Consider the following 18,902-nt stretch of genomic DNA (forward strand, 5'->3'; position numbering starts at 1 on the left):
TGCAGTCATGATATTCTGCCTCCAGCTCTCACGTTGTGTCGTCCATAACGCCGCTCCAGCCAGCTCTGGAGTCCAGACAGCACTGTGCTGAACAGTAAATAAATAAGCGCCACTTCAATATAGAGCAGCAGCGGCTCATACACGGCAGCGGTTATTTGCTGCCCCTTCTGAAACAGCTCCGTCACCGTTATGGTGGCCGCTAGAGAAGTATCTTTAATCAGACTAATAAACGAGTTGAACAGCGGCGGAAGAGATACCGTCGTCGCTTGGGGCAGAATAATTCGGCGCAAAGCTTGTCCCCGGGTCATGCCGAGTGAATAGGCCGCTTCCCATTGCCCTGCAGGAATCGATCCAATGGCTGCCCGAATAATTTCTGATCCATAAGCCCCTACGCTGAGCGTAAAACCAATGACTGCAGCCGGAAAAGGAGTAAGCGTCACGCCTAGACTCGGCAGTCCATAGAAAATAATAAACAGCTGAACGAGCAGCGGAGTTCCCCGAATAATCCACACGTAGAACCACGCAATCCAAGATAACGGCTTTAAGGAGGATAGGCGAGCCAGAGCCGTTATAAAGGCAACAATAAGTCCAAGCGCAAACGAAATTAACGTTAATGGCACAGTAAATTTAACCCCTGCCTGCAGCAGGGGCATAAAAGAGTGAATAAAAATGTCTATAAGACGCTCTGTTCGATCGCTCATCATTCAAATCCTTTACGGTTTAGATACATCTTCATTAAAATACTTTTTCGAAATTTTGAGGTATGTGCCGTCCTTTTTCATGGCCCTAAGTGCATCATTTACCGCTTTTACAAGCTCCTTCTCGTCTTTTCTGAAGAGAGCTGCACTTTGTGAAACGTTCTTCGTCTCATCTACCACTTTAATAGGTAAATCTGGTCTTTTCTTTTTCAAATCCAAATAGGACAGATTGTCGTTAATCGTTGCATCAATCCGTTTGGACACGAGCAAATCAATCGCTTGATTGAAGCTGTCCACCTGTACAATTTGCGCTCCATTGGCTTCGGCAATATCTTTAAGGTTACTCGTTAATGATTGACCTGCCTTTTTGCCTTTCAAATCGGACAGCTTTTTAATGTCGTTATTATCTTTGGATACGATCAATACCGCCTTAGATACGATGTATGGATCTGAAAAATCATATTTGACTTTCCGATCTTCACGAATAGACACTTCATTAAAGACAGCGTCGAATCGCTTAGCATCAAGTCCTGCTAACATTCCGTCCCATTTCGTCTCCACGAAATCCGGTTTGACGCCAAGCCGTTTCGCAATTTCCTCAGCAATCTCTACGTCAAAGCCAGTCAGCTTGCCGCTCTCATCGTGATATGTAAACGGAGGATACGTACCTTCCGTTCCAATTCGAAATACACCGCTTGATTTAACGGCTGCAAGTGAATCTTTTTGCTGGTTTGCCGCTCCGCTGCTTGGCGCTTGCGTATTTGGGGGAGCTTTCTGTTTGGTCGTACAAGCTGGCAGCAGTAATATCAATACCAATGCGACTAAAACGATGGATAACGAATGCTTTCTCATTCTCTTCACCTCATTATTCATGAATTGAATATGCTAGTCTTACAAGAGGTTAATATCCCCAGAACTCAACAAAACTATGACTAAAGGCGCTAAACAATTATACTGTGTAGTAATGAATCAAAAGTTTAAGGAGCGATATCGTATGGAGAAAATGCTGTCCTTAACCCTTAACGATCCGAGGGTCGTGACTCTTTGTAAGCAAGATTCCAGACTTGGAGAACTTATTCATTGTATCGGTGACCTGACGACCCAGCTAAGAACGAATTATTTCGACTCATTGATCTCCTCCATTATTGGACAGCAGCTTTCTGTAAAAGCAGCCGCAACCATTAGGCGCCGGGTGATCGAAGCCGTTCCCGAATTTACGCCAGATACGATCTACAATACGGAAGATAAAGTGTTCAGAAGCGCAGGGGTGTCCTTAAGCAAAATTTCTTATATGAAAGATTTGTGCCTAAAAGTGATGCAAGGGGAAATCCATCTTGAGCAGCTGCATTTATTGGAGGATGAAGAAGTAATTAAAGCGTTAACGACTGTAAAAGGCATCGGGAAATGGACTGCTGAAATGTTCCTTATTTTCTCTCTCGGACGCATGAACGTATTATCTTTTGGTGACGCAGGACTGCAAAGAGCAGCCCAGTGGCTCTATGAGCTGGAGGAGCGTAAGGACCGTAAATATTTAGAACAGTGCGCTCATAAGTGGGAGCCTTATTGCACGGCAGCTTCGCTCTATTTGTGGGAAGCTATAAATCAGGGGTATGTGGATTGTGGTAAATCGATTACTGACATTAAACTAATGACATGACAAAAACGCCTAAGAAATTTTCTTAGGCGTTTTACTTTTATATACTAAGCGTTTAAGCTTAATGCGCAAAGAAAATGAGCTGAATGAGGAACAGCACCGCAAATATATAAACGAATGGGTGCACCTCGCGGAATTTGCCTTTGGCGATTTTCATAATTGGGTATGAAATAAATCCAAGTGCGATTCCGTTTGCAATGCTCGATGTCAGCGGCATGCTTATAATAACAAGAAACGCCGGAAATGCTTCTTCAAAGTCATTCCAGTGAATTTCTGATACGCTCTTCATCATTAAGCAGCCTACGATAATTAAGCTTGGTGCGGTAATCGCGGCCACACTGGACAACGAACTAATGAGCGGACTGAAGAACGCCGCTATAATGAACAATACGATAACAGTTAGACCTGTTAAGCCTGTTTTACCCCCTGCTCCAACACCGGCTGCTGATTCAACCGTAGCAGCAGTTGGACTTGTCCCTAACATAGAACCGACAATGGTACCGACAGAGTCAGCGGAGAATGCACTGCCGCCACGCTCGATTTTACCATTTTTCAGAAGATTCGCTTGTTTTAAGATCGCCAGCATCGCACCTGTCGTATCAAACAGCATTACGAGCAAGAACGAGAATACGACGCTGTACAGACCGTAATCAATAACATCCTTAATCGATGTAATCGGATTAAATACAATAATGCCTTCAGACAGACGAGGCGCAGAGACAATCCCTTGATTGAAATGAAGCTGTCCTGTGAAGAAAGCGATAACCCCCGTAATAATCATTCCGACAAAAAGTGAACCTCTTACGTTTAAAGCCGTCAGTAATATCGTAATGGCGATGCCAACGAGGGTCAGTGCAACACCTGGTGATCTGAAGTTGCCAAGTGCGACTAGATTCGTAGGATGATCAGTAATGATCCCCGATAAACGCATACCGATAAATGCAATAAACAGTCCAATACCGGCTGCAATTGCATGCTTTAGATTGTTAGGTATTGCTCCAATGAGCCTCGTCCGCAAGGAAGTTAGCGAGATGAGCAGGAAGATGATCCCCGAAATAAATACAGCTGAGAAACCAACGGCATAAGAGATCCCATGACCCCCAATGACCGAATATGTGAAATAAGCGTTTAGACCCATCGCAGGAGCAATAACGATTGGATAATTCGCGAACAGGGCCATAAACAAAGTACCTACCACCGTGGCAATGATCGTCGCTGTAAAGCTTTGATCAAAAGGGACCCCTGCGTCCTTCAATATCATCGGATTGACGATAATGATGTACGCCACGGTCAAAAAAATAGTGAGACCAGCAACAATCTCTTTCCTCACAGTGGTGTTGCGTTCCTTCAGTTGAAACATAGTAACATCCCTTCTAGGTGCAAATTGCTCAAATATCATTAATTTCTCTATTTTAAGACACAATGGGCAAAACGCAAAACATTTTTTTGAAATTTCAAAATTTTTTCAGTATTTTTTTCATTATTTGCCAATTCAATCATCTTAACCAATGGGTAATGACATAATACAAAAAAGGCGGGGCATGGAATATATCCATACATCCGCCTGTAGCTCACACAACTTCCTTCTCTTCGGAAAACTGACTGTTATAAAGCTCGGCATAGAACCCGCCCTTGGCAAGCAATTCTTCATGCGTACCCTTCTCGATAATACTGCCTTTATTCATGACGAGAATCAGATCGCTATCCCGAATCGTTGATAAACGGTGGGCGATCACGAAGCTGGTTCTGCCCTCCATAAGGGTGTTCATTGCTTTCTGAATGTACAGCTCGGTTCGCGTATCGACGCTGCTCGTCGCTTCGTCTAAGATGAGAATCGGCGGGTCAGCAAGAATGGCTCTCGCAATCGTGAGAAGCTGCTTCTGCCCTTGCGATATGTTCGACGCTTCCTCGTTAAGAATCGTGTTATAGCCATCTGGCAGCGTACGTATGAAATGATCTGCATGCGCCGCTTCTGCCGCCTTAACGACCTCTTCCTCCGTTGCATCTTCGCGTCCATACGCAATGTTATCGCGAATTGTGCCGTTAAAGAGCCACGTATCCTGCAGCACCATACCGAACATACTGCGAAGGTTCGCACGGGACAACTCGGTAATATCTACACCATCGATCGTAATTTTACCGCTGTTCAGCTCATAGAAACGCATAAGAAGATTGACGAGCGTCGTTTTCCCTGCGCCTGTAGGGCCGACAATGGCAACGGTCTGTCCTTGCCGCACATCAATGTTCATGTTATCGATGAGCGTTGCATCTTCTTTATAACCAAAGCTGACGTTCTGGAACTGCACATCGCCTTTAGGATTTTGAATGACTTTCATATGTTCAGCTTCCGGTACTTCCTCTTCTTCATCAAGCAGTTCAAATACACGCTCGGCGGAAGCAATCGTCGACTGAATCATATTCGCGATGTTCGCGAGCTGCGTAATCGGCATCGTAAATTGTCTAGCATATTGAATAAAGGCTTGAATATCACCGATTTCGATCGCTCTGCGCGTCACCAGCACACCGCCGACTACAGAGACAATGACATATCCGATGTTACCGATAAACGACATGAGCGGCATAATCATGCCAGAGATGAACTGTGCACGCCAGCCCGATTCATACAATCTCTCATTAATCCCATTGAATTTTTGAAGAGACTTATGCTCATGTCCGAATGCTTTAACGACCTTATGTCCTGTATACATTTCCTCTACATGACCGTTTAGCTCGCCCAATTCTTTTTGCTGTCCTTTAAAATATTTCTGTGAACGTTTGGCAATGAGCGATGTGACAAGCACACTAAGCGGTAAAGTTAAAATAACGACAAGCGTCATCAGCGGACTGATGGTCAGCATCATCACAATAACACCGATGATCGTGACTACTGACGTAATGAGCTGTGCCAAGCTTTGCTGGAGCGTGTTGCTAATGTTATCCATATCATTCGTTACTCGGCTTAAAATTTCCCCATGTGTGCGAGAGTCGAAATATTTAATCGGCAAACGATTCAGCTTGCTGTATACTTCCTTACGCATATTGTATACCGTTGTCTGAGATACGCCTGCCATCACATATTGCTGCAAGTAGCTGAATAAAGAGCTGAATACATATAGTCCAATCAATTCGAGCAATATGATTCCGACATAGTGAAAATCAATGGCTGCTTTCCCAATAATGCCTTCGAACAATTTCGTCGTTGCTTTACCCATAATTTTCGGGCTCACAATACTGAACACCGTGCTCAGTATTGCTGCAATAAGTACGATCGTCAATTTGACTTTGTGAGGTTTAAGGTATGGGATGAGCCGCTTTAATGTTCCTTTAAAATCCTTTGCCTTCTCGGCCGGCATTCCCATGCCGTGTCCACCGCCAAAAGGACGAGGTCCCGGGTGCCTACGTTCTGTCCGTCCACTCATGCAATCTCCTCCTCTGACAGCTGTGAGGATACAATCTCGCGATACACTTCACACGTATCCATCAGCTCGCGGTGGGTACCGATGCCAGCAATTTGCCCTTCATCAAGCACAATAATTTGATCGGCATCCATAACGGTGCTGACACGCTGAGCTACAATAATGTTGGTCGACTGAGCCGTCTCCTGCTTGAGTGCCGCTCTGAGCTTCGCGTCGGTCTTGAAGTCGAGCGCGGAGAAGCTGTCATCGAATAGATTAATTTCCGCCTTGCGAACTAAAGCGCGTGCAATCGCTAACCGCTGTTTCTGACCGCCGGATACATTCGTACCGCCTTGCGCAATGACGGAATCATACCCATCTTCCATCTGTGAAATAAAGTCTGCTGCCTGTGCAATTTCCGCCGCATGTCTTACTTCCTCATCCGCCGCGTCTTCCTTGCCAAATCGGATGTTGTCTGCAATCGAGCCTGTAAAGAGCAGTGCTTGCTGCGGAACAAAACCAATCTTCGAGCGCAAATCTTCCTGTGACAATTGACGTACATCAACACCGTCTACTAGAATACGTCCGCTGTCAACGTCATAGAATCGAGGAATCAAGTTAAGGAGCGTCGACTTACCCGCACCCGTACCGCCGATAATTGCTGTCGTTTTTCCGGGATGCGCAACAAACGAGATGTTCGAAATGGCCGGCTTTTCCGCGCCTGGATAGCTGAAGGTCACATTGTCAAATTCAATGAGCCCCTTTCGCATATTAGAACGCTGTAATTGCTCAGCATCTTTTAACGTAGGCACCATGGCGAACACTTCATTAATACGCACTGAAGAGGCTTGCGCACGCGGCACCATAATGAGAACCATCGATAACATAATGAGCGAAAACATAATCTGCAGTGCATACATTAAGAAAGCCATTAAATCGCCAACCTGCATATGACCGTGATCAATACGGATGCCGCCAAACCAAATAATCGCTACGGAAGAAAGGTTAAGCACAAGCATCATCAGCGGGAATAACCCTGCCATAATTTTGTTTACTTTAATCGACGTCTCCATCAAGTCCAAGCTCGCTCGGTCAAAACGTTTCGTCTCGTGCTCCACACGATTAAACGACCTTACGACTCGAATCCCGGTCAATCCTTCGCGTACGACCAAATTCAATTTATCAATTTTCTTCTGGATCATTCTAAAGAGCGGAATTCCTTTGCTTACTACTCCAAAAATGGCAAGTATAAGAACGGGAATGGCTACAACGAACACAAGCGTTAATTTCACATCTTTCGACAGTGCCATAATAATACCGCCGATGCACATCATCGGTGCCATGACCATCATGCGCAGCATCATCGTCAACACTTGCTGAACTTGCGTAATATCGTTGGTCGTTCTTGTAATAAGTGACGCTGTGCCTAGTTGATCGAACTCTTGCAGTGAAAAATTTTGCACATGGCTGAATATTTTACCGCGTACTATTTTCCCGAAGCCTACTGAAGATCTCGCTGCCAAATAGCTCGCTCCTACAGAGGCCAGCATAGATCCGCATGCAACAAGCAACATAAAGCCGCCGATTTTCCAAATGTAAGGGATATCTCCCTTCACAACCCCGATGTCTACGATATCAGACATGAGCGTAGGCAAATACAGCTCAGCCATCGTCTGCAAAAAGGTAAGAATCAGCACAAAAACAACCATCATGCGAAATGGTTTAAGAAACCGAAACAATTTGAGCATTCTATTGATCATCCCCGCTCTCTGGCCCATGATTCATGGAAACTTCGTTCTCATTCAAATAAGTAAATACTTTCGTAAGCAATTCAGCCAGCTTAACACTGTCCTCATCACCTAAATAATTAACGAGCCCTTGAAATCTGCGGAACATCGCAGCCTGCGCTTCTGTCGCAAGCTTTGTTCCTGCCTCTGTCAACTTCACGCGTACGGCCCTTCGGTCTTGTTCGTCTATGATGCGTTCCACCATGCCTTTTGCCTCTAGACCATTAATCCACTGAGTGACTGTCGGTGAAGTAACGCGCAGCGTATTGCTGATTTCTGAAACTTTAATGCCAGGACTGTCTGGGTTAACCATATGTTTCAATCGAAATATCAATCTGATTTCACTTGGTGTATAGCCAGGTAACGTCCTTTGGTGGAAATCTGCTTTGTTAAACCTCATAAAAGCCTTTATAAGGTTCTTCGTCACAGAGTGGTCCCCAAAGTCCATATAATCACCTCTCTCACGTGTCCTAATTAATTAGGTAGGCAACCTAAATAATATCTAAATATACGCTTCTCTATTTCTAATGTCAAATTTAGGAATAAAAAAGACACCTTAATTCAAGGTGCCTTTCGGTGCAGTTCGATTTGGTTCCATGTTATTTATTTTATTTCTATGCATCATAAGCTCGTTTATACTTTTAAATTCGTATCCTTTAGCTCTTACACCGTCAATAATTTTGCCGAGTGCTTCCGTATTATCCTTAGAGATCGAATGGAGCAAAATGACTGCGCCTGGATGAATTTGCGACATCACGTTATGGTAAGCGTATTGCCATCCGCGCTGGTCGTTAACGTCCCAGTCTTTATAAGCGATGGACCAGAATACATTGGTGTATCCTAACTGCTTGCTTACCGATAATGCTCTCTCGTTAAAAATACCCCGCGGTGTGCGAAGAAACTGCATTTGCTGCTGCCCAGTTACTTTAGCGACTTCTAGCTTCACCTTATCCAGCTCTTGTCTCAGCTGCTCATCGGAAATTGCCGTCACATCGGGATGACTCCACGAATGATTTCCAATAATATGCCCTTCACCCACCATCCGTTTGAGTAAATCAGGCTGCGTTTTAATGTAATGTCCTGTAACAAAAAAGATAGCCGGTACCTTCTTCTCTTTGAGCGTATCTAATATTTTCGCGGTATACCCATTTTCATAGCCGTTATCGAACGTCAAATATACCTCATTACGAGCAGGGTCGGCCATAAAGATAGCGTCATATTTGTTTAAAAGCTCTTTAAATCCTTCGTAATCAATCGACGGCAGCTTACCGTTCACACTCTTCTTAAATCCAAAATGATATGGACCATCCGCGTAAACTTGAGAATATCCCGGTAACCATGCAAGTAACAATATTCCAAGCACAACTATTCGAATCAAGTAACGTTTCATCATGAGGGAAAGTATCTCCTTTGGGTATATGAGTTGCCAATTAGAGATAACTTTCCACGAAATGAACAAAGTTATGTGCTTTATATGAGATATTATGAGACGGAAATAACTCGCCCCTCTTGATGACTTTGTAGCGCGTACTCGATCATCCGAATGGTGTCTCTGGCTTCTTCCGCCGTAACAGGCGCAGTCTTCCCTATCATGATTGCTTCAGCAACACCTTGATAGAATGTTTCATAACGGCCAGGTACAGTCTCCACTCGCGATTCTACTGTAAGACCGCCAATCTCCGTTGTCAGTTGTCCGTACAGCTCGCGTTTATCTTCACCCCAGCCTAAATCGCCAGGAGCTTTGCCTTGCCGAAGCTGATCTTCCTGCGGGTCCATACCGAATTTAATATAACTGCCTTTAGTACCGTGCAGTACAAATCGCGGCCCTTGCTGACGTACTAGAGATCCGGAATGTAAAATGACTCGCATATGATCATATCCGAATACGAGGTGGAAATAATCAATTGCCTCGGCTCCCTCGCGCTCTGCTCTTAGATCCGCCCATATGGTCTTCGGTTTACCGAATAGAGTCAGAGCTTGATCGATGAGATGAGCCCCTAAATCATACAGCATGCCGGAGCCTGGACCTTCCTTCTCCCGCCAGCGATTCCGCACTTCAGGACGATAGCGGTCGAAATGAGCCTCGTACACCGACAATCTTCCAAGAGTGCCTCCGCTAATCAGCTTTTGAATCGTTAGAAAGTCATTATCCCAGCGGCGGTTCTGATAGACGGTGAGTACTACCCCATGCTGTTTGGCCAGTGCAATAAGCTGTTCCGCTTCTTGCGAAGTGACGGTGAAAGGCTTCTCAACCACCACGTGCTTGCCCGCTTCAATCGCTTTTCTCGCATATTCATAGTGAGTTACATTGGGACTAGAAATGACTACGAGGTCAATTTCAGCGTCAGAGAACAGCTGATCCACATCAGAGACGACACTGACGTGAGGATATCGCTGATGTACTTTATTCGCATCCGAGGAGACGACCGTCTTGAGGCTGAATTCCTTGATTGTCTCGATAATCGGTGCATGAAAAACAGACCCCGATAGGCCAAATCCAATAATACCAACATGAATGGTCATTTCATTCATCTCTCCCATCGTTAACAGTTCTATATTAATGTTATGTACTAGAAAACAAACGCCCAAGCCACCTTTAATTACTAGGTGCTGCTTGAGCGTCTTTCAAAATATCCATGACGACTTGATCCATCGTTATTTTCTGGAGCTCATTCTCCATGGCGCTCTGAGCCTGAGAATATTTAGATTCTAATGCTCCTTGAATATTACGACCGACCAAGCACTTCGGATTTGGTTTTTCATGAATAGAAAATAGATGATCGCAACCCTCACCTTCAACAGCGCGATACACATCTAATAACGTAATTTGTGAAATAGGACGGGTTAGTGAAGCACCAGCAACCCCCGGATTTGTAGTCACAAGACCCGCTTTGTTAAGCATGCCCATAATCCGGCGAACAACGACAGCGTTCGTATTCACACTGCTTGCTATAAACTCCGAAGTCATTCGTGTCCCTTTGTTTACTTCTAATAAAGCCAAGATGTGAATCGCCACAGACAGCCTGCTGCTTATTGCCATGCCGCGCCCCCCTTTATTACATAATTCGCACCAATTATAGTGAGAATCTACCTTTTTGTCAACGAGAGCTGGTTAGACTTGACAAAACGAAACAACTGTAACTAAAATTATTATAGTAATGCCCTATTAGGTATACATTCCATCCATTGTTAGACTCAAAATGAAGACCCGATATATAAGGTCGGGCATATGAGCTATAGGATTTACGATAATATAGAAAAGGAGCAACAAAGATGAAGCCGCAATATAAGCCTTTATTTGAAGCTTTCACATTGCCTAACGGTGTCGAAATTAAGAACCGAATTGTGATGGCACCCATGACTACTTTCTCCGCAAATCCGGACGACACGGTCTCAGATAGCGAAATTAAATATTACACTCGCCGTGCATCAGGTGTAGGTATGGTGATCACAGCTTGCACTTACGTGGACAAGCACGGTAAAGCATTTCATGGACAATTCGCCGGGGATACTGATGAATTTATCCCAAGCTTCCGCAGACTGGCAAATGCGATCAAAAGCCAAGGCGCCAAAGCCATTATACAAATTCATCACGGAGGACGCCTCAGCTTGCCTGAGCTTACACCAGACGGTCAAATTGTTGGTCCGAGCAATGTGCCGGCAACAGATAATCCGAATACGCCGCGCAGCTTAAGCGACGCTGAAGTGGAGGATCTCGTCAAATCTTATGGCGAAACAACTCGCCGCGCAATTGAAGCTGGTTTTGACGGTGTTGAGATTCACGGTGCAAATGGATACATCATTCAGCAATTTTTCTCTCCTCATGCCAATACTCGTGGTGACCGTTGGGGAGGAGACATTCATGGTCGCCTTGCATTCCCTTTAGCAGTCGTTAAAGAAGTGAAACGAGTGGTCGCTGAGCATGCGAAAGAACCGTTCATTGTAGGCTACCGCTTCTCACCAGAAGAACCTGAAACTCCAGGTATTACAATGGAAGAAACTTTCGTGCTCGTGGATGCACTCGCGGATCAAAATCTCGATTATTTGCATGTAAGCTTGATGGATTTCTGGTCAAATGCCCGCCGCGGCGCAGACAGCACACGCACACGCATCGAGCTCCTTCAAGAACGTGTTGGCAACCGCGTTCCGCTCATCGGGGTTGGCAGCATCCATACAGCTGATGATGCACTGCGCGCTCTTGAAACGGGAGTTCCGTTCATCGCTTTAGCTCGTGAGCTTATTATGGACCCAGAATGGGTACAAAAAGTAGCCGAAGGCCGTGAATCCGAAATTGTGACGACATTAAACAGACAGGATCAAGACAAATTAGATGTTCCAGATCCGCTATGGCAAGCAATTATAGGCGCACCTGGGTGGTTCCCTGTTGTCTAATGTATCAGAACAAATATAGATAAAATAAAGCCGCTGCAACGGATATTTTACAATATCCGGAAGCGGCTTTTTATTGTATAATCATGGGTGTCTTTTGACAATAAGATTGCATCATCGCATAATGGAAATGTATTCCATATACTTTATAACATTTTAATTAGCTGTTGTTCTTAACAATCAGCTTAATTTTGCGTGCGGAAAGGATGGCGATAGTGTGGCACCAACCACTGTCTATCGGTTGTTAAGAAGGCCATTTATTATTTTTACTTTTATTTTGCTATTTAAAGGTTACTTAGCTTGGATGTCCATATTTGATACTGGCTTAACGTGGAAACCGCTCGTTACCGAAATTCCATTTATATGGCTGCTATTCAGCCTTATTGAATTGTTTGTTACGAAACGTAAACTTATGGCTTATATGATTGTAAATATATTAGTTACGGCGATTTTCTTCGCTGCCATTATGTATCACAAATATTATGGCGTCATCGTCACCTACCATGCACTTGAGCAAGTCAATCAAGTCACTGCGGTGAGCAATAGTGTATTATCACTGCTCGCACCTTATTACTTATTTATATTTACGGATATTGTCGTGTTCGTAATATGGTTTTTTAGCAGCAAAAGATCAGCGCAGCTGAAACAACTAATGGCAAGAAAAGAAAGAAGAAGCATCATTGCGGCAATACTGGCATTGTCTCTTAATCTATGCCTATTTAATATTATGCCAAACCGAGCGAGCATGAATGAAATTGTTAAGGCGCAGGAAATGGGCATTCTGAATTACGAGGCATACACGATTCTAGCAAACAAAGATGAAAATTACGTAGATGCATCTCAAATTACACAAGACACAATCGATCAAATTAAACAGCTCAAACCCGTGGAAATGCCCCACTCCTATAAAGCAGCAGCCGGTAAAAATCTAATTATTATACAGCTCGAATCTTTTCAAAATTTCCTTATCAATTTAAAAATTGACGGCAAGGAAATTACACCGAACATGAACCAGCTTGTGAAGGAAGGGATGTATTTCCCTAAATTTTATCAACAAGTAGGTCAAGGGAATACATCGGATGCGGAGTTCGTGGTGTACACTTCCTGCTATATTCCAAATAATGAGGCAGCCACCCAAAATTATGCGTACAAGGAGCTGCCGAGCTTGCCGAAACTGCTCAAACAGAGCGGTTACCAGACAGCGACGTTCCACACGAATGTCGTAGAATTCTGGAACCGCGGTGAACTGTATAAAGGCGTAGGATTCGATCGCTATTATGATAAGTCTTTCTTCGGTGAAGATGACAAAGTATTCTTCGGATCTTCTGATGAAGTGCTGTACGCAAAGACCGCCGAGCAATTGAAAAAAATGAATGAATCTGGGCAGCCGTTCTATTCACAGATCATTTCCATGTCAGCACACCATCCATTTACGATTCCGGACACTAAATATAAAATGACGCTGCCAGATAGGTATGATAATACATTCGTCGGCGACTATATTCGCGCTCAAAATTATGCCGACTACGCGCTTGGCGGGTTCATCAAACAGCTGAAAGACAGTGGAATATGGGATAACAGTCTTATCGTTTTATATGGCGATCACTTAGGATTGCCTATCTATTCTCTAGACAATGATGATAAAGAACTGATGAAAGAAATTTACGGCAGAGAGTATCGCCCTGCTGATATGATTAACATTCCGCTCATTATCATTAATGGGGGGCAGACAACACCGCAAGTGATGGATCAGGTTGGCGGACAGGTAGACATTTTGCCTACCGTTGCTAATTTATTAGGGGTGCCTGTCACGAATCAAATTCATTTCGGCCAAGATTTATTAAACCAACCAAGCAATTTGCTGCCCGAGCGTTATTATCTGCCATCCGGTTCGTTCGTGAATGATCATTCTGTATTCATTCCGGGCACGGAATATGCAGACGGAACACAGTACGCGCTCAAACCTGGCGAGGATGATGGTCAGAAAGCGACAGAGGACGAATATAAACGCGCACTGCGCCTTCTGCTTTTGTCTGACAGCTATGTGAATGGGCTTCCCGATCGCCGGGAACAAGGTACAGGAGAGTAAATATCCAAGCAATAAGTCATAAATCAATTAACTAGAACAGGAGACTCAAGCTGGCAACAGTGTTGAGTCTCCTTTTTTGCGCTGTGCTGATTGTTGAAACAGAACAAACGTTTGTTAATTTTGGCAAATTAACATATAATATAATGGGAAAATATAACTCCTAAATGGGGGATGATCGATTGGAAATGATACAAACAAGAGTGATGCGGCATCTGAAAGTATTATCGAGTGAGATCGGGGTAAGGCCGATTGGCGCTATCTCGAATCATGAAGCATCCAGTTATATTGAAAATATTTTTAAATCCTCAGGAATAAATATTGAAACCCAGCAGTTTGAAATTCCGTGTTGGGAAAATATCGAAGCATCATTAACGATATATGGTCATCTGAGAAAGGTAACAAGCAACATATTCTCGCCATCCGTTGATGTAACCGCAGAAGTCGTACCTTTATGTACCATCGATGAGCTGGCATCCTCACAATTAGATGGGAAAATAGCTGTATTATATGGAGAGCTTGCAAAAGAAAACTTTACTGCAAAAGGATTCACGATTTACAATCCAGAGCATCATAAGCAAATCATTCACCTGCTTGAACAGAAAAATCCAGCAGCTGTCATCACGGTAAACTTACATACTCATACGGATCTCCCCCTCATCAGCGACTGGGATTTTGGCATCCCATCCGTAACGATCTCGCCTGAAGATGCTCTATTACTTATTGGCACAAATGCTCCGCCTTCAGTACATCTCAAGATACATAGCAAAAGGACCTTAGGACATACGAAGAATGTAATCGGCAGGAAAGAGGGTTCACGGAACGAAAAAATTATTATGTCAGCACATTATGACAGTGTATTTGGATCCCCAGGGGCCTTCGACAACGCTTCAGGTGTCGCTGTCTTGCTTACATTAGTCGAAGAACTGAGTCAAAGGGGCTTCAAGACAGGTTTTGAATTTGTTGCTTTTGGTTCCGAAGAATATCTTGGAATCGGGGATCGAGTATATATCAATAAGCATAAAGATGAGCTTCGGGCAGCGATCGCTGCACTGAACTTTGATGGAGTAGGTCAAATCCTCGGGACAAATACAGTAACACTGATGGCCGGCTCAAGCCAGCTTGAAGATGAACTGAGAAGGATAAAATCATCATTTCCTTCCGTACATTGGACAAATCCTTGGTATGACAGCAATCATTTTACTTTTTTCTCGAACGGGGTACCAAGCATTCCGATTAGAAGCACAGGGGTGACTGACCTGATCCATACGAAAAATGACGAATGGCATTGGATCAGCCCAAGTAAACTTGCCGAGGTTGTCACACTAGCAATTCAAATGATAGAAATGCTTCAAGATAAAAGAGTGGATTGGTCAAGAGAAGCGAAATCATAATTCATCATACAAAGAAAAAAAGCTTGGCAGCCCAAGCTTTTTCTGCTATTCACCATTTATTGTAGGCTCACGGCATGTGCGGCCTCATGTAACTGGCGATCCAGTGTGTCACGATACTTCGTCTCTTGCTCCTCACTCCACTGAAATTCCGATTGCATATATTGATTAACTGTTTCCTTCCACTTGTGTACCCACGCAATATGAAAATAGAGGGCACCCGTTCTTCGGATAAAGAAGTCGCTTGGCGTTGCAACCATCTCATGCCGGATACCGTATACGAGCGGAAGCCACAGCTCTGGATTGTTATGTGTCCACTGCTCCGACTTATAAATATCGTACAACAAGTCAATGTTTGAGCCGTAGCGGCGTGTTAATTTTTCGGCAATTTGCGTTGTTAATCCAAGCCGCGTACCTTCCTCCACTTTCTTCTGAACAAAAAGTTTATACTCTGCCGATCCGCCAAAATGACCCCCTGACAATACAATTCGATCGGTTGTACACTTCGGGTAGGACGGACCTCCCGCTGCGGACAAATCTTTGGCCACAAGATCGACAACACGCTCTGCCATTTTGCGGTAGCCCGTTAGTTTGCCCCCAGCGATTGTAATAAGCCCAGAATCTGAGATGAAGATTTCGTCTTTCCGAGATAATTCAGAAGGCGACTTGCCTTCCTCATGAATAAGCGGACGAAGACCGCTCCAGCTGGATTCAATATCTTTGATTGTTAGTCCGAGCGAAGGGAACATGAAGTTAGCCGCTGTAACAAGGTAATTTTGATCGTCCAGCGTGACGGTTGGACCGGTGATATCCCCCTCATAGAATGTATCCGTTGTTCCTAAGTAGGTCTTGCCATCTCTAGGAATAGCAAATACCATACGTCCGTCCGGTGTATCGAAATAGATCGATTGTCTGAGCGGAAATTTAGATTGATCAAATACTAAATGAACACCTTTCGTGAGCCGCAGATGCTTTCCTTTCTTCGACCCATCGATCTCGCGCAGCGTATCTGCCCAAGGTCCAGCCGCGTTAACGATTTTCTTCGCACGGATCATCTTCTTGTCCCCCGTCAACAAATCAACCGCTAGGGACCCGAGAATATGATGATTGCGGTCATAGATGAAGTTTTCCGCTTTAACATAATTTATGGCCTTGGCTCCGCGTGCCACAGCTTCCTTCATCACTTCAATCGTTAATCTCGCGTCATCGGTACGGTATTCAACATAGTAGCCTCCGCCCTTTAGCTTATCCTCCCTCAGCAGCGGCTCCTTCTCCATTGTTTGTGCGCGGCTGAGCATCGTTCTTCGTTCGTCTCTTTTGACACCTGCTAAGTAGTCGTATACTTTAAGGCCTACTGAAGTCGTAAATCTTCCATACGTTCCGCCTTCAATGAGGGGCAACAGCATCCACTCCGGTGTTGTCACATGCGGGGCATTTTCATATACAATGGCGCGTTCTTTACCTACCTCAGCCACCAGCTTAATCTCTAGTTGCTTTAAATAACGCAGTCCGCCATGCACGAGCTTCGTTGAACGACTGGAGGTGCCTGCCGCAAAATCTTGCATCTCGACAATGGCTGCCTTTAAACCGCGAACCTGTGCATCAAGCAGAATGCCAGCTCCAGTTATTCCGCCTCCAATGATGAGCAAATCAAGCTCTTCCTTGGCCATATCAGCTAAATATTCAGAGCGATGCAGACTTGAGAATTTGTCCAAGCTTCTCACCCTTTCTCTATAAAATAACTAAAAAAGTCCACATCAAACCCTTCTTCAAGGTTTAACGTGGACTCCATGAACTCCGTCACAGCGTATTAACTTATTTCCATTTAATAATACTAATAAAATGATGTCAATATCATGCCTAATGATTACTCATAGTACTTCCAAATCTCTTTATTCGAGGTTGTTACGGCAATAGCTCCAGCTTGAAGCGCTGACTCCACTTCTTCGATCGTACGAATGAGCCCTCCGGCGAGAATCGGAACATCGATCTTTGCCGTTAACTCCGTTATGATTTGAGGCATAATACCTGGCAAAATTTCAATGTAATCTGGCTTCGTTTTCTCCGTAAGCTTCAGACTCGTCTCCAGTGCCATCGAATCCAATATGAAATGACGCTGTATGGAGAGCATTTTATTTTTCTTGGCCGTTATAATCGCATTATTGCGTGTAGAAATGATTCCAGCAGGACGAACGACCTGACAAATATACTCTGTTGCATACTCGTCATTTTTCAGTCCGTTAATGAGATCCAAATGAATGATTAATTTCTTCTGACGGCTTCGTACCATTTGGGCAACACTGCTAAGCTGTGAAATATGACTGTCGAGCAAAATAATATATTCATATTTACTCTCTGTTAAGTATTCTACATCTTTCAAGTGCCGAGCAGCTGGAAATATTCGTTGATTAAATGCTGCCATGAAATAGTCTCCCTCTATTCATTTCTCACCATACTGTACGGTATCGGACTCACTATAATCGTATGCTATCCAAAGTAGATATATGACGCCTGTCCTTACGTCTATTTGTGACCGTCACCCAGCTCTTCTTGAGCAAGTTCAATCCACTTCCGCGCAGCATAGGAAAGGTAGCGGTCTTTGCGCCATATCATGCCAAGTTGCCAAGGGATCGACGGTTCAATTAACGGTAAAATATGTACGCGCGACTCATCCACCTCGCGGCAAATCGTCTCGGGCAGAAGAGCAATGCCGAGTCCTGCTGCGACCATCTCGCTAATTAAATCCCACTGGGCACTTTCATAAATAACATGCGGCTGAAACCCTGTTCTGACACATTCGGTAATAATCCGATCATGCAATGTGAAATCCTCGCGGAACAATACGAAGGATTCATCGGCGAGCTCCGCCAGCTTCACCACCTCTCGATCGGTTAATCTGTGTGCTGGAGGAAGAAGCAGCTTTAACTTCTCATCTACGAATGAAAAACAATCAAACACATCGTCTTCAACAGGCAATACGACAACACCAATGTCCAGCGTTCCGTTTCTCACATCGGTCTCTACTTTCTTGGCGCCGTCCTCAAATATTTGAATCGTGACTTCGGGATATTGTTCGTGAAACTTGCCGATCACTTTCGGGAAGAAGCTGGAGCCTACCATGGGCGGCAATCCGAAGCGAATCTTCCCTTTTCTCACATTCATTAAGTCATCTAACTCAGATGTCAGTGTTTGAAAAGACTTTACAATATTTTGCGCTTGATTCGCAATAATGTGTCCGGCATCGGTAAGCTCCATTTTTTTGCCGACGCGATCCAGGAGAACGACACCGAGTTCCTCTTCCAAGTTTTTTATCGTTTTGCTAATGGTTGGCTGCGTAATAAACAGCGATTCTGCCGCCTTTGTAAAGCTCTTGAAGCGCGCCACTTCAAGGAAATATTGCAAATGTCTTATGTCCATATTCCGTTTAGCTCCTCTGCCTTATGTATAGACAAATGGAATAATAATCATTCTATATATTCATTTTACTCATGAAAAGATCTGA

General features: G+C 44.2%; 16 protein-coding genes. 4 read left to right on the plus strand and 12 right to left on the minus strand.

Annotated features, from left to right (window positions below; genetic code table 11):
• Positions 1-5 precede the first annotated feature (5 nt).
• Together J2Z20_RS08095 and J2Z20_RS08100 are read right to left on the minus strand one after the other, a co-directional pair.
• The gene (locus J2Z20_RS08095; RefSeq protein WP_209847906.1) at positions 6-701 is read right to left on the minus strand and encodes an amino acid ABC transporter permease; all 696 of its coding nucleotides are present in this window, start codon (positions 699-701) and stop codon (positions 6-8) included.
• Between the two features lie 12 nt (positions 702-713).
• Positions 714-1,550, minus strand: a complete 837-nt coding sequence (locus J2Z20_RS08100; protein WP_209847909.1) for an amino acid ABC transporter substrate-binding protein — start codon at positions 1,548-1,550, stop codon at positions 714-716.
• 142 nt (positions 1,551-1,692) lie between these two features.
• Here J2Z20_RS08100 and J2Z20_RS08105 point away from each other — a divergent pair, with 142 nt between their 5' ends.
• On the plus strand, positions 1,693-2,355 hold the full coding sequence (locus J2Z20_RS08105) for a DNA-3-methyladenine glycosylase family protein (RefSeq protein WP_209847912.1): 663 nt from the start codon (positions 1,693-1,695) through the stop codon (positions 2,353-2,355).
• Positions 2,356-2,413: 58 nt separating this feature from the next.
• Here the strand turns inward: J2Z20_RS08105 and J2Z20_RS08110 are convergent, their stop codons facing one another.
• The 7 genes from J2Z20_RS08110 to J2Z20_RS08140 form a co-directional block, all read right to left on the minus strand.
• Entirely contained in the window at positions 2,414-3,712 is a 1,299-nt protein-coding gene (locus tag J2Z20_RS08110) for an NCS2 family permease (protein ID WP_209847915.1), read from the minus strand.
• Positions 3,713-3,923: 211 nt separating this feature from the next.
• Positions 3,924-5,771 (minus strand): ABC transporter ATP-binding protein, encoded by a 1,848-nt coding sequence (locus J2Z20_RS08115; RefSeq protein ID WP_209847917.1) that lies wholly within the window; start codon positions 5,769-5,771, stop codon positions 3,924-3,926.
• Positions 5,768-7,495 carry an ABC transporter ATP-binding protein gene (locus J2Z20_RS08120; protein ID WP_209847919.1) on the minus strand — a complete coding sequence of 576 codons (1,728 nt, stop codon included), beginning with the start codon at positions 7,493-7,495 and terminating at the stop codon, positions 5,768-5,770. The genes J2Z20_RS08115 and J2Z20_RS08120 overlap by 4 nt, the downstream gene beginning before the upstream one ends.
• A gap of 1 nt (position 7,496) precedes the next feature.
• The gene (locus J2Z20_RS08125) at positions 7,497-7,961 is read right to left on the minus strand and encodes a MarR family winged helix-turn-helix transcriptional regulator (RefSeq protein WP_342454285.1); all 465 of its coding nucleotides are present in this window, start codon (positions 7,959-7,961) and stop codon (positions 7,497-7,499) included.
• 129 nt (positions 7,962-8,090) lie between these two features.
• A complete protein-coding gene (pdaA, locus tag J2Z20_RS08130) occupies positions 8,091-8,924 on the minus strand; it encodes a delta-lactam-biosynthetic de-N-acetylase (RefSeq protein ID WP_415640010.1) in 834 nt (277 codons plus the stop codon).
• Between the two features lie 92 nt (positions 8,925-9,016).
• The gene (locus J2Z20_RS08135) at positions 9,017-10,057 is read right to left on the minus strand and encodes an oxidoreductase (RefSeq protein ID WP_209847926.1); all 1,041 of its coding nucleotides are present in this window, start codon (positions 10,055-10,057) and stop codon (positions 9,017-9,019) included.
• A 73-nt stretch (positions 10,058-10,130) separates the two neighbouring features.
• On the minus strand, positions 10,131-10,574 hold the full coding sequence (locus J2Z20_RS08140; protein WP_209847929.1) for an Rrf2 family transcriptional regulator: 444 nt from the start codon (positions 10,572-10,574) through the stop codon (positions 10,131-10,133).
• A 233-nt stretch (positions 10,575-10,807) separates the two neighbouring features.
• Here J2Z20_RS08140 and J2Z20_RS08145 point away from each other — a divergent pair, with 233 nt between their 5' ends.
• From J2Z20_RS08145 to J2Z20_RS08155, 3 genes are all read left to right on the plus strand, one after another.
• Entirely contained in the window at positions 10,808-11,926 is a 1,119-nt protein-coding gene (locus tag J2Z20_RS08145) for an NADH-dependent flavin oxidoreductase (protein WP_209847932.1), read from the plus strand.
• A gap of 214 nt (positions 11,927-12,140) precedes the next feature.
• Positions 12,141-14,012 (plus strand): LTA synthase family protein, encoded by a 1,872-nt coding sequence (locus J2Z20_RS08150; RefSeq protein ID WP_209847935.1) that lies wholly within the window; start codon positions 12,141-12,143, stop codon positions 14,010-14,012.
• A gap of 185 nt (positions 14,013-14,197) precedes the next feature.
• Positions 14,198-15,403, plus strand: coding sequence for a M28 family peptidase (locus J2Z20_RS08155; protein WP_245252143.1), 1,206 nt, complete (start codon positions 14,198-14,200; stop codon positions 15,401-15,403).
• 56 nt (positions 15,404-15,459) lie between these two features.
• Here the strand turns inward: J2Z20_RS08155 and J2Z20_RS08160 are convergent, their stop codons facing one another.
• The 3 genes from J2Z20_RS08160 to cidR form a co-directional block, all read right to left on the minus strand.
• Positions 15,460-17,070, minus strand: a complete 1,611-nt coding sequence (locus J2Z20_RS08160; RefSeq protein WP_209848228.1) for a glycerol-3-phosphate dehydrogenase/oxidase — start codon at positions 17,068-17,070, stop codon at positions 15,460-15,462.
• Between the two features lie 197 nt (positions 17,071-17,267).
• On the minus strand, positions 17,268-17,822 hold the full coding sequence (locus J2Z20_RS08165; RefSeq protein ID WP_209847941.1) for a glycerol-3-phosphate responsive antiterminator: 555 nt from the start codon (positions 17,820-17,822) through the stop codon (positions 17,268-17,270).
• Positions 17,823-17,923: 101 nt separating this feature from the next.
• Entirely contained in the window at positions 17,924-18,817 is an 894-nt protein-coding gene (cidR, locus tag J2Z20_RS08170; protein ID WP_209847944.1) for a cidABC operon transcriptional activator CidR, read from the minus strand.
• Positions 18,818-18,902 lie beyond the last annotated feature (85 nt).

It is taken from the genome of Paenibacillus sediminis, from assembly GCF_017873765.1.
Taxonomy (GTDB): domain Bacteria; phylum Bacillota; class Bacilli; order Paenibacillales; family Paenibacillaceae; genus Paenibacillus_AG; species Paenibacillus_AG sediminis.